The following is a 15,695-nucleotide window of genomic DNA, read 5'->3' as shown; positions in this document are numbered from 1 at the left end:
CCGAATGGCGCCAGGGCACCTCAGGTTTATTACGTCATGAGTGAGTCGTACTTAACGGAACAGTGAAATCTTTTCTACCAGCACATTGGTAACGGCATCATTTGCGGGCACCAGGAAGTTGCGTACGCTGTCATTCACTTTACCTTTTTCAAACGTCTGCTTGCAGTTTGCCACCCACTGCACATTCATTTCCGTGCCGACGTTCACTTTTTCGATACCGCTGCGCACGGCCAGGCGCATGTCTTCATCACTCACGCCCGTACCGCCGTGCAACACCAACGGGGTTTTAGTCGCTTCAGTAATATCCGCCAGACGCTGATGCTGAATATGCGCTTTACCGGTATACAGTCCATGTACAGTACCGATGGAGATGGCCAGCATATCAACGCCTGTTTCATCCACGAAACGCTTAGCATCATCTACGGTGGTAAAGGACGCATCGTTCATTTCGACTTCTTTACCGTCTTCTGAACCCCCGATAGCACCCAGTTCGGCTTCAACCGATACCTGCAATGGGCGCGCCATATCAATCACGCGACGCGTATTGGCAATATTCTCTTCAATTGATAAATGCGAGCCGTCGTACATAATGGAGCTGAATCCGGCGTCCAGTGCCGTTTGAATCGCATCGAGATCTGAACAGTGATCCAAATGCAGGCACGTCGGTACATTACGGCTTTCAGATAATGAGCGAATCGCATCGACTAATAATTTGTGTCCGAGATATTTCGCCGTGCCGGTTGAGATCTGAATCATTAATGGACTGTTGGTTTTCTCTGCTGCTTTAAAAAAGGCCGGTAACATTTCCAGGCAGTGCAAATTAAAGGAACCTAGCGCTTTAAATTCACGTTGTTTAGCCACCTGTAACAGATCGGTAAAGTTATAAAGTTTCATGAAGCTTTTCCTCGTGGGATTTAGGGGATTTTCCGTTAACAAACCAGGCGATCAGAGTGATAAAGACAATAAAGAGTGCGACGAACAACCAGTTGCCCTGGAACGCATGACCCAATACCAGTCCGGTACTGATGACGTCAGAGTCACTGAAGGTCACACCGGTGAAGCCGTAGCTTTCGAGCATCGGTACCAGAATGGCCGGCAAAAAGGTGATAAACAGACCGTGTACAAAGCCGCCAATCATCGCTCCGCGGCGTCCACCCAGCGCGTTACCAAACACGCCAGCGGTGCCACCAGCAAAGAAGTTAGTGAGCAGCCCAGGCAGAATCATCGCCAGACCGAACATTGGGAATACCAGCATACCGACCACGGAACCCAGCGTTGTTGCCAGGAAGCCGACAATCACAGCATTCGGTGCGTAAGGGAACATTACCGGGCAATCGAGTGCCGGTTTGGCATCCGGCACCAGGCGCATAGCGATACCACGGAAGGCTGGCACCAGTTCGTTCAGCAGTAAACGCACACCGCTGTACAACACGAAGACACCCGCAACAAACTGAATCGACTGCATGAAGGCATACATCAGGTAGTTCATGCCGTTGCTGTACTGGCCGATAAATTCTGGGCCTGCTGCCACTGCCGGGATCAGGTACATCGGTACCATCACCACTGCCATCGACAGATAGGTGTCCTGCAGGAACTTGAAGTTGTCTGGCAGCTTGAGATCTTCCGTTGAGCGCGAGCCTTTACCGACCACCTTCGCCACTGCCGCTGTCAACAAGTAGCCAATGGTGCAGAAGTGTCCGAGTGCCACATCATCGGAATCCGTGATTCGGCGCACCACCGGCTGAGCCAGCGCTGGCATCACGACCGCCATAATGCCGCCGAAGATGCCGCCCGTCAGGATCAGCGGTAAACCTGTCAGCCCGGCTTTGTAGCCAATCACCGCGCCGATGGTTGCCATCCACAGCAGCGCCTGCCCGGTGAGGAAGATGTATTTGAACGGCGTCAGACGCGCGATGATGATGTTGACGATAAAGATCACCAACAATGTCAGCGCCACTTCTGATCCCAACTCGCGGCTGGCTAATCCGGCAATGGCGGCCACATCGGTGATATAGCCCTTCATGCCAAAACCGTGGGTGAAGATGGTATTCAGGAAGGTCAGCGTACCGACAATAATGTTGATACCCGCCATCATAATTAAGAAGCCCAGCAGCGTTTTAAAGGTGCCTTCCACCACCTTACCTGCGGATTTTTTCTGCAGTAGCAGACCAATCAGGGCAATAAAGGCGATCAAAATCGATGCCTGCCCTAATAAGTCTTTTACCAGGAAGTTGATCACACTATTCATGGTTAGCAACCTTCAGATTACGTTCTTTCATAAACGCCACGATTTTTTCTTCAATTTCTGCCTTGTCGGTCAGCTTATTGAGAATAATCACCCGTTTGATTTGCTCGGGGCTGGCATCGGCATTCAGGACATCCGCAAAGGCTTTTTGGGTTAGAATCATGTCGGATTTAAAAGCATTGGCTTCTGAAATCGTGGTGTGATCAATATCCGCTTCAATTTCGAGTTTCTTTAATACGGATTTGGCACTCATTTCGATAGCGAAACTGGAGCCCAGACCACATCCACAGACACATAATATTTTCAGCATGGCGTTTTCCTCACAGAATATGCAGTTGTTTAGCAAGTTTGTAATGATGCCCTTCGGTATCAACCAGGCGTTTTTTCATGCTTATAAGATCAATCGGTATCGGTCGATTACTGCCATTAATAATCACCGCTTTGTTGCGCATCCCCGACTGAATACAGCGCGCAACTTCACTGGCCATAATGGTGCCTTGATAAATCTCTTCACAGGTCGGGTCACCACTACGCAAGCCGTAACCGATAATAGTTTTACGAATTCGTACCCCTATTAGCGGCTCAATCTGTTTAATTAAGGTATCAATCGCGCCCTGAAAGCCCGGCGAGTATTCGCGGGTGTAGCCTTCAGAGCAGAGGATTACCACACTGTTTTGTGCAGCAAGCCGTTGCGTGATGCGCTCTGCCAACTCTTGTGTTGGGATTTGGCACTCCGGAATCAGCGCAAAATCAGCATTGGATTTGATTGCTGATTGCAGCGTCAATTCACCACAATAACCGCCGAGCAACTCCACCATGAATACGCGACCGGTTAATGCACGGCCGGTATTTCTTAACTTCGAGACTTCTTTCAAGACTTGCTCACAAGCGGTAGAGAAACCAATGGTGTAGTCACTGCCAAAAACATCATTATCAATGGTCATGCCTACACCAAAGCAATTCACGCCGAATTCACTTAATGTATGTAAAAACTGTAATGAGCCATCCCCCCCGGCCATAATTAATACATCAATGCGCAGCGATTTGAGTTGTTTGGCGATCATCTCATACTCAGGGCGAATTAATTTTCGCGTGGTTCGTCCTGATTGCATCACGGGAATGGAAGTGATGGCATAGTCCACCAGATCGCGCTGTGACATTTCCTGATGGCGATTTTCTAATAAACCGGGAATGCCTCCATTAAATAACACCATATCCGCCTGCGTCATACGTGATATCTGAAACACAAAGTTATTTATTCCGGTAACATCGCCACCGCTTATCACTATGCCAATTCTCATTGTCATCACTCCGTATGCTGCGCGTCTGACATTCATTCTTCCGGTGAACGACTTTTCTATTTGCAACAGAGATCACATTTTTGCCATGTATTTCATTCCCTCTGACGTTGACAAGGATTAATAGTCATTGTTTTTTGTGATATTTATCACATTGCAATTCTTACCCATTATTTAACAAAACCAATAAAATCATCCGGTTATATTTATTTCATGGTGTGAAACGCATTTAGCCTGCCATCACGTTTTCGCCTGAGTTTCTTTCGATCTGAATTGTGATTGCCCGCGCATTTTTATCGGTACGCCGACTTTTCCCCACGAAAGATAAAGGGATAATGATTCAGTGCGTTATTTGTTGATCAGTGCCGATGAATGATTGACGTCACGTTTATCTGGCTGTCCAATATCGCAGCAAATAAATGACGAAGAAGAGAAAACATGACCAACTCGCAGGAGATGTTGCGTCAGCTCACTGGCATAGTGGGCGACAAACAGGTATTGACCCATGCTGATGATAAAGCCTGGTACACCAAAGGATTTCGTGTCGGTCGCGGTGAGGCACTGGCAGTGATATTGCCGCAAAACTTGCTACAACTTTGGCAAAGTCTACAGGTCTGCGTGGCACAGGACGCTATTATCCTGATGCAAGCCTCGAATACCGGTGTGACCGGTGGCTCAACGCCGGATGGCAATGATTATGACCGCGAAGTGGTGATCATCAGTACCCGCCAGCTCAAGGGCGTGCAGGTGATCGATCAGGCGCGTCAGGTCATCGCCTTCCCCGGCACCACCCTGACCGAACTAGAGCACACGCTGCAACCGCTGGGACGCGAACCGCACTCGGTGATTGGTTCCAGCTGCATTGGCGCTTCTGTCGTGGGCGGTATCTGCAACAACTCGGGTGGTTCGCTGATTCGCCGGGGCCCCGCCTTTACTGAAAAATCACTGTTTGCCCGTATTCATGATGATGGGCGCTTAGAAATGGTCAATCATCTGGGTATCGATTTGGGTGAAACGCCGGAAGCAATGCTGAAGAGTCTGACTGAGCAACAGTATCAGACCGGCGACCAGGCAGACTGGGACGGCAAAATCTGGGCCGATGATTACGCCGATCGCTTGCGTGATGTCAACGCTGACTCCCCTGCGCGTTTTAATGGTGATCTGCGCTATTTGCACGACAGTTCTGGCAGCGCGGGTAAAGTGGTGGTGTTTGCGGTGCGCTTGCCCACCTTTGAGGCCAGCGCGGGTAGCGATACCTTCTACATTGGCACAAACGATGAACGCGAATTGGTGGCACTGCGTCGTTTTCTCCTCACCGAGATGAGCGAACTGCCGCTGCAGGCAGAATACATTCATCGCAACGCCTTCGACTTAACCGTGCGGTACGCCAAGCATATGTATCTGGCGATCCGCAAACTCGGCCCGCAGGCTATTCCTAAAATGATGGGCAATAAAGCGAAGTGGGACGTGCGTGTCAGCCATCTGCCTTTCCTGCCGCGTAATTTTGTTGATCGGGCGCTGCAATGCTTTAACCAGCTCACGCCGAGCTTTATTGCCCCGCGCGTCATGGCTTATCGTGATGAATATCAACATCATCTGATGATTAAAGTCGATGCCCAGCAGACCCCTGAATTGCAGACGTTATTGCAGCAGTTCTTTGCCGGGCACAGCGGCGGCTTTTTCCATTGTGATGCCCGGGAAGGCGCAGATGCCTTCCTGGTGCGCTTTGGCGTGGGCGGGTGCACCATCTCTTATTGTGATGCGCTGGGTTATAACCCGAATGAAAGGCTGGTGGCCTTCGACGTGGCGCTACGCCGCAATGATGAGGACTGGCGTTTAACCTTGCCGGATCACTTAGCAGCGCAGGTGCAGGTTGATTCATGCTGCGGACACTTTTTCTGTTATGTGAATCATCAGGATTATGTGTTGAAGGAAGGGGTCGATGCGAAGGCGTTTAAGGAGGCGGTGAAAGTCTATCTGGCTGAACGTGGTGCAAAGTATCCGGCTGAGCATAATGTGGGGCATCTCTATCAGGCATCGTGCGAGCATGTGGATCATTGGAAGCAGTTGGATCCGACTAATAGCTGCAACCCTGGCGTGGGTAAAACCAGTAAGAAGAAGTATTGGGGTTAAGGTTACAGGGTAAAAAGACTTTAGCTGTAGCGGCTTGAGTTATCACGCATCCTGATGCTGTTTGGTGGACAGGATGCGTGATTTTGCGACGTTAATATGCAGTGTGAATTACTTCGCGTACGCTTCGGTAGACAAGGTCAGCGTCACATCATCGTTTACCGCTGGCACATATTTATCCAGTTTGAAGTCCGAACGTTTGATCACGCCTGTAGCATCAAAACCAATCGCCTGCTTCTTCACCATCGGGTGCATGCCCTGGTGATTCAACGTCGCGTGCAGCGTGACCGGCTTAGTGATGCCTTTCAACGTCAGATTACCTTCCACATCAAACTTATTGTCACCCTTCGCCACCACTTTGGTGCTGTGGAACACAGCTGAAGGATATTTAGCCGTATTGAAATATTCCGTACCGAGGAACTCTTTGGTCAGCGCGGGCACATGCGTATCAATCTGTGAAACCGGCAACGTAACGTCGACGCGCGACTGCTCTGGATGATCCTTATCAAACACCAGCGTACCTTTGCTGTTGGGGATGTCAGCCGTTGGATGGGAAAAACCGAAGTGCGTCCAGGTCACAATAACCGAGGTATGCGCGGGGTCGAGGTCATAATGCATCGCCGCAGCCTGAGAGACAGGTGCATACAAAGCAGCGGCTGCCAACATTGGCAGGATTAAACGGGTAACGTTTTTCACTCAGCGTTCCTTTTAGATCGGGAGAATCTATTGAGTGTCTCGGAATCCCGGGCTGAGGAATAGTGAAGAGATTTGCCCGTGACCTTCAAATATATTCAAAAATATCAGTAGGTAATGGTTTAGTGTGGTGAAAGTTTTTTTGACTGATAGTATTCATAGCCTGTTAACTATGACATCTGTCATAGCAGAAAAAACTGTGGGATTGCGCACACAACACCGCATTATTTGATTGGCGATTCATTCAAGTAGTGTTCAATTAAAAATAGCGGCTTGCCCCGTATTTTGCTATGTTCTCGTTTATATACCTACAATCTGTAATGGAATTATTGATAAGGAAATCAACTTGCACAACGACTACATCATTTCTCAAATCGAGTCAGACAGGTCTCTAGCTCTGCGCTTAGAGAACGCCGTCAAAGGTGTGAGTGAAAATCTTGCAAAACAAATGAGCCAGATTGGCTCTGGTGTGACCCGGCTCAGCTGGTATACGTCATGTTTAACTGATAACTATCTCGACGTGTGTTCTAAATTGAAGGACGAAGATGTTAGATTTTTACTCGGCCTACGGGAAATTTACAAAAGGCAGAGCATTGCAGTTGATATAATACAAATATATGTGGAGCATGAAATAAAAAACCTTAACTCTCATGGTAGAGATAAAATAATTAAAGAGTTAAGCGGGTATGGTAGTCGAATAGCATCCAACTTTGGCTTAAGCAATGGAATTTCCCTATCCATTGCATTAGCTGTAACTCGTGGATTAAATATTTCTGGATTTCATGTCGGAAAATGGACGGCTATACCTGTAATGGCGACAGGGCTTTATGGTGTTGTTCAGGATGCTGCAGAATCAGCTGGAAGATTGAAAATGTTAAATCCATTATTTCATCATGTTCTTTACACTAAAAAATTAGAAATGATGTACTTTATAGTGGAACCGGTTCTTGGCCATGTCATCAAAGATTCATTTTTCGACGAAAATACAGTAATTAAAAATTTAAAACATTTGCTCACCATGTCAGGAAATATGTAATCTTATGAGAAATTTAAAAAGCTTACTAAAAGATTTCCTTTGGATGCAAGTATTTACTGTGATACCCATTATATTTCTGGTGATCATTACATCATTTACCTATGACAGATGGCCTGAGAAAACCTGGGCTACGTTAGCAATAAGTACATTTATACTGTATGGAATATTGATTTTCCTCGCTAAGAAATTTTGGAAGTAACTTCGGACTATAAGGCGTTACGTGGCTGCATTGGGCGGAGAGATAAGTATTGATGTGACTTTGCCTAACGGTAAGCACATCGCTTTTCAACTTTGATTAACGAGTATTCTCCAGCGGCGGCGTTCGCGCATTAAGCGGGTATGAAGCTGCTGGATAAGGGGCAGTGTCAGGGATGCAACCGCATCGCGCGTGAGGGTCGGCAATCCCTGCTGTTGTCGTAACCCCTGCAGTGCGACTTCCGCGTTATCGCTGGCATCGCACTGTTCGCGCAGTGTGGCTTGCCAGGCCGCTAAGGTTTGCGGCGTGATAATATCTAGCTCTGCCACGATTTCGCGTAAAAAGCGTTTGCAGTGTCCAAGCAGCGTTTGCCATGGAATCTGTGGCGACTGCAGTGCCAGCATTAGCCCATCGACATCCGCCACGCGCTGGTAGCGTGCCGACACCACATAGCCAATTTGCTGATCGACCCGTAATCGCTGGAAAAAGCGCGGTTCCAGCAACAACGACAGCGCGCGCAGTGCGGCTAATTGCCTGTCATCAGCTAGCGGCAGCGGAATAAACAGCAACAGCGCCTGATCGCCTCCGGTACAAGGGACCGGCTTAATGCCCCGCTGCAAGCGCGGCGGCTGTGCACCGCTTACTAAATCAGGCGTGAAGTCGCTGAGCAGATGCGATACTCGCTGATGCAATGACGTGTGCTTACCGCACCATGCTGCCAGCCATCGAGTGTCACCGGCCGGGGCAATCAATTGAGCGGGCAAGGCGGCAAGAAGCTGCCGAATCACAATCGTTTGGGCATGCGGCAGCGGTTTTGGCTGGGGCGTCAGGTTCAGTGCCTCAAGTGCATGATGCACAGCCAGCAAAGCGTGTGACTCACAGGCAGGAAGATTCAGCACCAACTGCCAGGCCCCCTGCTTCTGCTGCCAACTGCCACTTCCTCCAGCATGCCGCAACGCCGCCAGCACTGGACGCAGCCGGGTTTGCCGGGCCTGCGCTTCGGCATCACTCATCGTGTGATAAAAAGCGGGTCGCAAAAGCAAAGTTTCAACCTGTTGCCGGGGCGCAAAACGCGGCAGCGGCATTGCTATCGGTGATAACAGTGGCAATACGGCCGGTTGCGCAGTGGGATAGAAAAAGAATGCCGGCGTTGAGAATGTGCTCGGACTTTGCGGCAGCCCTTTTTTGCGCAAGAGCGTGAAACCTTGCGTCTGGACGCTTTCCGGCGAATCCAGTTGCTGCTGTGTGATCAAGCGTGAGCAAGGCACCTGCGCCAATGCGGCGATAAAAACACTGAACCCCTGCGGCACATAATCGGCAGGCGCAAAGCCCAGCGCCCGGCCACGCAACTGCTCCAGTGGCGATAAGCAGGCAAAATCGTGCCGCGCCAGCTGCGCATAATGCTGCTGTTGCTCCGAAGAGCAGAGTTTGATGGCGTCTAAATGCTGCCAGAAGCAGTGTTCAATGTGATGAGCCTGCTCCGCACTGATTTTAGGCCCGCTGAAGCGCAGTACTAGCCAACCGTGCTGCGCATCCTGCCACAGCCATTGTCCCTGCAGCGTATCGCATAATTCAGCTTCTCTGAGCGCGCTCAGCAGGCTGCCCGGTGCCTCATCTTGCCAGAACACGCTGAGCAAGGTGACATTGTCACGTAAAGTCCGTTCATCGCCGGATAACATCAACGTCAGCCAGAAGCTTTCATCACCTGCCAGCTGCAACATTACGTCGCCAGGAGGCTGTGTGAGTGTGAGATTTGAAGGTAAGATTTTTGCCGAGCTGATCGAAGAAAAATGCAGCGCCAGTTCCGCCAGCTCATCTAACGATTGCGGTCCCTGCAACCACAACTCCATGGCATTCGCGTGATAAAAGCGCTGATGGAAGACGCGCAACGCAACCTGCAATGAAGTGACATTGTCACCAAAAACCTGCTGATTGCCGACGCGAAAACGTTGAAATGCCCCGCCCAAGCTATCCACCAGCGCCGTTTCGCAAAGCGTGTCGGCATGCTGTTGCAGAAGTTGACATTCCGCATCAATCACCGCCACTTCCTGCTCAATAGCCTGCTGGCTTAACAGTGGTGCGGCGATCATATCGCTCAACCGCTGCACACCCTCAGACAGGTTCGCCGCGGGAAGCTGGAAAAAAAAGGCGCTGTGGCTGAGTTGCGTGGTGGCGTTGACCTGCCCGCTGCGCTGTTGCACCCACGGCATCAGGCGCTCGCTATCTTTAAAACGCTCGCTGCCGCAAAACAACAGGTGCTCCAGCAAATGCGCCAGACCCGGCCAGCGGTCGGGTTCATCCAGACTGCCCGCCTGCACGCGAATCAGGGCTGCAGCGTCGCGCGCATCGGCCTGATGATGCAGGTGGCAACGCAGGCCATTGGCTAACACCAGCTGGCGAGAGGTCATCAGGTGACTCGCTGCTTGAAGATCAGTTCAGAGTTGGAGCGATTGCGGAACTGAAGCTGGGCGATTTTGATATCGCTGCAGGTGGCTTCGCGGCGCGCTTCAAGGATCTTGCCGTGATGGGGTGACTTACTGCATACCGGATCGGTGTTGTCCGCATTGCCGGTCAGCATGTAGGCCTGGCAACGGCAACCACCGAAGTCTTTCTCTTTCTCATCACAGGAGCGGCACGGCTCCGGCATCCAGTCATAGCCGCGATAACGGTTAAAACCAAACGAGTTGTACCAGATGTCTTCCAGACTGTGCTCAAGCACTGATGGGAACTCAACCGGTAACTGGCGTGCGCTGTGGCAAGGTAACGCCGTACCTTCCGGTGTCACACTGAGGAAAATCGAACCCCAACCGCCCATACAAGGCTTTGGCCGCTCTTCGTAATAATCCGGCGTGACGAACAGCAGATTCGTGAGGTTACCGGTTTCGCTCATTCGCTCACGGTACTCCGCCACTACCGATTCGGCATGGGCAATCTGTTCCCTCGTCGGCAATAAGCCCTGGCGGTTAAGATGCGCCCAACCATAGAATTGGCAGGTTGCCAGTTCCACGTCGTCCGCTTCCAGCTCAATGCACAGGTCGATGATCTTATCGATCTGGTCGATATTATGTCGATGCAGCACGAAGTTCAGCACCATCGGATAGCCGTGCGCTTTAACCGCTTTCGCCATCTCCAGCTTCTGCTGGAAAGCTTTTTTCGAACCGGCCAGCGCGGCATTGAGGGTTTCATCACTCGCCTGGAAGCTAATCTGAATATGATCCAGACCCGCATCCGCGAAAGCGTCGAGTTTTTTCGCCGTCAGACCGATACCGGAAGTAATCAGGTTGGTGTAGAAACCGAGATCGCGCGCTGCCTTGATCAACTCGGGCAGATCTTTCCGCGTCAGCGGTTCGCCGCCCGAGAAGCCCATCTGCACACTGCCCATGGCGCGCGCCTGACGGAACACCCCGATCCACTGCTCAGTCGTCAGCTCTTTCTCCTGTTGCGAGAAGTCGAGCGGATTCGAGCAGTATGGGCACTGCAGCGGGCAGCGATAAGTCAGCTCAGCCAACAGCCACAGCGGCGGCGTGGCGGTTTTATTCAGGTTCACGACACTGGATCCATTTCTGTTCTACGGCGGATTGCAGGAATTCCTTCACGTCATCATCCACGCCGCCCGCTTCCGGGAAACGGCTGTTGAGAATGGCGATGATGGCGGCCACATCCTGTTTGCCGGTGACCAGTTCAAGGATCGCCGTCGCGGTTTCATTCAGCTTCGCCATGCCTTCGGGATACAGCACCACATGGCTATCCTGCGCCGCTTCCCACTGCATGCGATAGCCACGACGGAAGGCGGGAATCAGATTATCTTTCATCATGTTATACCAGTCTTGTGCTGTGCCAGGACACCTGATCGGTGACCGTGTGATAAGGCGGGCGTTGCAAAGAATACGCCATGGTCATGGCATCCAGCAGCGTCCAGAGAATATCGAGTTTGAACTGCAGAATTTCCAGCATGCGATTCTGCTGCTCAGCAGTGGTGAACACTTCCAGCGCCAGCGCCAACCCGTGCTCCACATCGCGGTTTGCCTGGCTCAGGCGGCTGCGGAAATAGAAGTAACCCTCTTCTTTGATCCACGGATAGTGTTGCGGCCAGCTGTCGAGGCGCGACTGGTGGATTTGCGGTGCAAACAGTTCAGTTAATGAGCTACAGGCTGCTTCCTGCCAGTTGGCGCGACGGGCGAAGTTAACGTAGGCATCCACGGCAAAACGCACACCCGGCAGTACCAGTTTCTCAGACAGCAGGACTTCACGATCCAATCCCACCGCTTCACCCAGTTGCAGCCAGGCTTCAATACCGCCTTCCTGATCGTTGCTGCCGTCATGATCGAGAATGCGCTGCACCCATTTACGGCGGGTTGCGGGATCCGGGCAGTTCGACATGATCGCCGCATCTTTCAACGGAATATTGGTCTGGTAATAGAAGCGGTTCGCCACCCACCCCTGAATCTGTTCACGCGTCGCTTCACCATTATGCATCGCGATATGGTATGGATGATGAATGTGGTAAAACGCGCCTTTGGCACGCAGCGCCTGCTCAAACTCTTGAGGCGATAAGGCTTCGGTGATGATCACGATGCGCTCTCCTGCAGATGAATCGCCATCCCGTCCCAGCTCACTTCAATGCCCTGCTGCGTCAGATACTGACGCTGCGGCGACTGCTCGTTGAGGATCGGATTGGTGTTATTAATATGAATTAAGATTTTGTGTTTTGCCGGCAATGCAGCCAGCAGCGCCATCAGGCCATGCTCTTCCGCGAGGGCCAGATGCCCCATCGCTTTGCCGGTGTTTTTACCGACGCCAGTGGCGAGCAACTCATCGTCTTGCCAGACGGTGCCGTCAATTAACAGGCAATCGGCTTTCTCCAGCCACGGCATGATCACCGCATCGGGCTCGCCCAGACCTGGCGCATACAGCAGCATCTGGCCATTGGCGGTGTTCTCAATAAATAGAGCGACGTTGTGGCCCGGTAACGGACGATCGCGATACGGCGAGTATGGCGGCGCGTTGCTGAGAATCGGGATGGCGGTGAACTGCAGGTTATGGCAGACATCGACGCGGAACGGTTCGAGTGGCGTAAGACCATGATGCTGCAGCCCGCCATTCCAGTGCTGCAACATGGTAAAAATCGGGAAACCGCTGGTGAGATCGGCATGCACCTCGGGCGTGCACCACACCTGATGCGGGCAGCCTTCGCGCAGACTGAGTAAACCGGTAGTGTGATCGATCTGACTGTCGGTAAGAATGATGCTGCCAATCGCCGTGCCGCGCAGCACCCCTTTTTTATTCAGCTCGGGTGTGTGGGCGATCTGCTGGCTGATATCTGGCGATGCGTTACACAGCACCCAATCTTCGCCGTTGTCACTGACAATGATCGAGGATTGCGTCCGCGCCTGAGCCTGAATCGTACCGTTGCGCAGGCCGCTGCAATTGGCGCAGTTACAGTTCCACTGCGGAAAGCCGCCGCCTGCCGCTGAACCGAGCACTTTAATAAACATGAGAGATAACCAGAATGAAAAATAAAATGCCCGCACGAATGGCGGGCAGAAAGTCTTAGCGGTTGGAGATGTACAGAGTCACTTCCAGGCCCAGACGCAGGTCAACAAATTCAGGTTTTTTCCACATAACTTTCTTCCTCAAAACAAATAACGCAGAGCAGGCTCTGCTGGAAATGCTTGCACCAGTAAACGAATTTTCTGGCAGCAAGGCACGACGCGGGCTGATGTTGCGCCAATGTAGCGGGCAGATCAACCCTGATTCGGTAAGGGAATTGTGCTAATCCTGCCAAATCTGTTGCAGGACGCGCAGCCAGTTCCCCCAGGCAAACTGTTCGATCAAGGCTTGATCATAGCCGAGCGATGTGAGCAGCGCATAGAGATGCGGTAGCCCTGAAACATCTTTCAACGCATCGGGCACGCTATTGCCGTCGAAATCCGAACCAAATGCTACGTTTTCTGGCCCCAGTATTTCAACTAAATGATCCAGATGTTTAACAATTTCAATCAATGGCGTATCACTATCGCGCTTGCCATCCGGCCGTAAGAAAGCGTTACCAAAATTAATCCCTACCACTCCGCCACGATCGCGAATGGCACGCAGTTGATCGTCAGTCAGGTTACGCGGCTGGGCGCAAAGCGCGTGCACGTTAGAGTGGCTGGCCACCAGCGGTGCCGTTGAGAGCCGTGCAGTGTCCCAAAACGCTTTCTCATTCATGTGCGACACGTCAATCATCATGTGATGGCGATTGGCAGCAAGGATCAACTGCTCACCGGCGGAGGTCAGGCCCGGTCCGGTGTCTGGCGAATGCGGGAAAGCACCGTTTACTCCCTCACCAAATCGGTTAGGTAAGTTCCAGAAAGGCCCAATGCTGCGCACGCCTGCCTGATAGAAGGCATGCAGATCTTCGCCATCGGCATCGAATCCATCCGCCCCTTCAATATGCGCGACCATCGCCAGCACGCCATCCTGGCGACAGCTGGCAATATCCGAAGCCGTCAGGCATAAGCGGGCGCGCCCGCCGGACTGCGCTGCCAGCGTCTTGAGGATGTCGAGTTGCTGCCAGATAATATCCAGCGGCTGCCACTGCTCGTTTGCACGTTGTGGTGCCACTTCGTTGATGTAACGCTGCGGCGGGACAAACAGCGCAAAGAGCCCAGCGGCAAAACCACCCTGCTGCATACGTGGAAAATCCAGATGCCCTTTCTCAATGCCAGAAAAAAAGGCGCCAGCGGGATCGTCACGATGATGCAGCCACAGATTAAGCAGCAGGTCGTTATGACCATCGAAGGTTTTAAATAACATAGGGGATCACACAGCGAGATATATAGGCGCTATGCTACTCGCGCCCGGTTGATTCGCCAAACAAAGGGGCACAAAGCGTTAGTTTTGTGCAACCTTTAGGCCATGATAAAAGGTGGGTTTGACGTCGAGATGCTGCTTAATCAGGCCCTGTTTTTGATAAAAATCGGCGGTGTCCTGCTGCTGCGCAATGGTGGCGTCATCAATGGCTTGCCAATGCGACTGGCGGCGTGCAAAGGACTTCGCCGCGGCTTCTTTCGGGAAGCCGATGATTTTCGCCAGCGTGGTGGAGTACGCATCAACATGGCTGTTCGCCCAGCGATCCGCCGCCGCCAGGCGATTAACGTAATCCTGCAGCGCTGCACGTTTGGCCTCGTCATTGATTGCCGCATCGGTCGCCGCGAGGAAGCTGTTGCCGCTGGAGAGGCCAACGCCATTGATCAGCACACGTCCAGTATGCGTGACTTCCGCCAGCGCGGTATAAGGATCCCAGGTTGACCAGGCATCCACTGAACCGTTGGCTAATGCGATGCGCGCATCGGCGGGTGTCAGGAAACGAAAGTTGGCGTCCTTATCCGTCAAACCGGCCTTTTCCAGTGCTTTCAGCGCTTCAAAATGGCCGATGGATCCACGCCCGGTGGCAATATTTTTCCCTTTGAGATCGGCCACGGTTTTAATTTTTGAATCCGGGCTAACCAATACCGCTAAGCCTTCAGGCACAGATTTACTCACCGCCACCGCTTTCACCTGCGAACCGGCCGCCAGCGAAAACAGCAGCGGCGCATCACCGATGATACCCGCATCGACGGCGCCCGCATTCAGTGCCTCCGCCAGCGGTGCCGCTGCCGGGAACTCCGCCCATTCGATTTTATAATTGAGATTATTGAGCTGCTGTGCCGCTTCCATCTCGGCATGCATATTGCCCTTCTGGTCGGCAATGCGCAGTGTGACGGTTTCCGCCGCAGCGGTTCCACTGGCAAGCATCACTAACAGGGCTAAAGCTTTTCTTTTCATTCTATTTTCTCTTATAGCGCAAAACCCCAGACTACCCTGTTGTGCTAAAAGCCCAGATGCCGATTTCGTCTGAGGAAAATCATCCTGCGCATAAGCAGCACAACGCTTTTGGCCGTCGATTCTCATCATCCCACATTTGTTGTGAACGGTTGGGATAGCGAGGGTTCACAGAATGTGGGCCCGGCTGCTGCGGCAACTTCGCAACGAAATGTCAGTTACGCAATGTGGCTTGTCAGTTATGCGTGAGCAGCGTGCGGCGATGTGGTCCAGACTGAGTACAGACCCATA

15 protein-coding genes and 1 pseudogene are annotated in these 15,695 nt (G+C 52.0%); 3 read left to right on the top strand and 13 right to left on the bottom strand.

Annotated elements, in window-relative coordinates; genetic code table 11:
• Nucleotides 1-51: 51 nt before the first annotated feature.
• From FD737_RS05070 to FD737_RS05055, 4 genes are read right to left on the bottom strand one after another with little or no spacing between them, the layout of a single operon-like run.
• Complete coding sequence (locus FD737_RS05070; RefSeq protein WP_045814340.1) at nt 52-894, bottom strand: class II fructose-bisphosphate aldolase; 843 nt, start codon at nt 892-894, stop codon at nt 52-54.
• Complete coding sequence (locus FD737_RS05065) at nt 881-2,248, bottom strand: PTS sugar transporter subunit IIC (protein ID WP_034827290.1); 1,368 nt, start codon at nt 2,246-2,248, stop codon at nt 881-883. The genes FD737_RS05070 and FD737_RS05065 overlap by 14 nt, the downstream gene beginning before the upstream one ends.
• Nucleotides 2,241-2,555, bottom strand: coding sequence for a PTS sugar transporter subunit IIB (locus tag FD737_RS05060; RefSeq protein WP_034827292.1), 315 nt, complete (start codon nt 2,553-2,555; stop codon nt 2,241-2,243). Before FD737_RS05060 ends, FD737_RS05065 begins: the two co-directional genes overlap by 8 nt.
• A 10-nt stretch (nt 2,556-2,565) precedes the next feature.
• Entirely contained in the window at nt 2,566-3,546 is a 981-nt protein-coding gene (locus tag FD737_RS05055; RefSeq protein WP_034827295.1) for a 6-phosphofructokinase, read from the bottom strand.
• Between the two features lie 435 nt (nt 3,547-3,981).
• Between FD737_RS05055 and dld the strand changes: the two genes are divergently transcribed.
• A complete protein-coding gene (dld, locus tag FD737_RS05050; protein ID WP_160832877.1) occupies nt 3,982-5,676 on the top strand; it encodes a D-lactate dehydrogenase in 1,695 nt (564 codons plus the stop codon).
• Nucleotides 5,677-5,784: 108 nt separating this feature from the next.
• Here the strand turns inward: dld and FD737_RS05045 are convergent, their stop codons facing one another.
• Nucleotides 5,785-6,339, bottom strand: a complete 555-nt coding sequence (locus FD737_RS05045; RefSeq protein WP_202404478.1) for a YceI family protein — start codon at nt 6,337-6,339, stop codon at nt 5,785-5,787.
• A 373-nt stretch (nt 6,340-6,712) separates the two neighbouring features.
• On the opposite strand from FD737_RS05045, the gene FD737_RS05040 reads away from it, so the two are divergent.
• Both FD737_RS05040 and FD737_RS23810 read left to right on the top strand, forming a co-directional pair.
• Nucleotides 6,713-7,402, top strand: a complete 690-nt coding sequence (locus FD737_RS05040; protein ID WP_097117199.1) for a hypothetical protein — start codon at nt 6,713-6,715, stop codon at nt 7,400-7,402.
• A gap of 199 nt (nt 7,403-7,601) precedes the next feature.
• Nucleotides 7,602-7,697: pseudogene (locus FD737_RS23810) on the top strand (transcriptional regulator); the annotation flags it as partial.
• Here the strand turns inward: FD737_RS23810 and pqqF are convergent.
• The 8 genes from pqqF to FD737_RS05000 form a co-directional block, all read right to left on the bottom strand.
• Nucleotides 7,688-10,006, bottom strand: coding sequence for a pyrroloquinoline quinone biosynthesis protein PqqF (pqqF, locus tag FD737_RS05035; RefSeq protein WP_160832875.1), 2,319 nt, complete (start codon nt 10,004-10,006; stop codon nt 7,688-7,690). The pseudogene FD737_RS23810 and the gene pqqF overlap by 10 nt on opposite strands.
• Complete coding sequence (gene pqqE, locus FD737_RS05030; protein WP_097117202.1) at nt 10,006-11,145, bottom strand: pyrroloquinoline quinone biosynthesis protein PqqE; 1,140 nt, start codon at nt 11,143-11,145, stop codon at nt 10,006-10,008. Before pqqE ends, pqqF begins: the two co-directional genes overlap by 1 nt.
• A complete protein-coding gene (gene pqqD / locus FD737_RS05025) occupies nt 11,132-11,410 on the bottom strand; it encodes a pyrroloquinoline quinone biosynthesis peptide chaperone PqqD (protein ID WP_058960028.1) in 279 nt (92 codons plus the stop codon). The genes pqqE and pqqD overlap by 14 nt, the downstream gene beginning before the upstream one ends.
• Before the next feature lie 4 nt (nt 11,411-11,414).
• Nucleotides 11,415-12,170: a pyrroloquinoline-quinone synthase PqqC gene (pqqC, locus tag FD737_RS05020; RefSeq protein ID WP_097117203.1), complete on the bottom strand. Its 756-nt coding sequence runs from the start codon at nt 12,168-12,170 to the stop codon at nt 11,415-11,417.
• Complete coding sequence (gene pqqB / locus FD737_RS05015; protein ID WP_160832874.1) at nt 12,167-13,093, bottom strand: pyrroloquinoline quinone biosynthesis protein PqqB; 927 nt, start codon at nt 13,091-13,093, stop codon at nt 12,167-12,169. Before pqqB ends, pqqC begins: the two co-directional genes overlap by 4 nt.
• A 55-nt stretch (nt 13,094-13,148) precedes the next feature.
• Complete coding sequence (gene pqqA / locus FD737_RS05010) at nt 13,149-13,220, bottom strand: pyrroloquinoline quinone precursor peptide PqqA (RefSeq protein ID WP_010617686.1); 72 nt, start codon at nt 13,218-13,220, stop codon at nt 13,149-13,151.
• Nucleotides 13,221-13,370: 150 nt separating this feature from the next.
• On the bottom strand, nt 13,371-14,396 hold the full coding sequence (locus FD737_RS05005) for a dipeptidase (RefSeq protein ID WP_160832873.1): 1,026 nt from the start codon (nt 14,394-14,396) through the stop codon (nt 13,371-13,373).
• A 78-nt stretch (nt 14,397-14,474) separates the two neighbouring features.
• The gene (locus tag FD737_RS05000) at nt 14,475-15,407 is read right to left on the bottom strand and encodes an ABC transporter substrate-binding protein (protein WP_160832872.1); all 933 of its coding nucleotides are present in this window, start codon (nt 15,405-15,407) and stop codon (nt 14,475-14,477) included.
• Between the last annotated feature and the right edge of the window lie 288 nt (nt 15,408-15,695).

It is taken from the genome of Pantoea sp. Seng, assembly GCF_009829935.1.
Taxonomy (GTDB): Bacteria; Pseudomonadota; Gammaproteobacteria; order Enterobacterales; family Enterobacteriaceae; genus Pantoea; species Pantoea communis.
The sequence above is the reverse complement of the archived record's forward strand: the minus strand, read 5'-3'. Positions and strand labels throughout refer to the sequence as shown.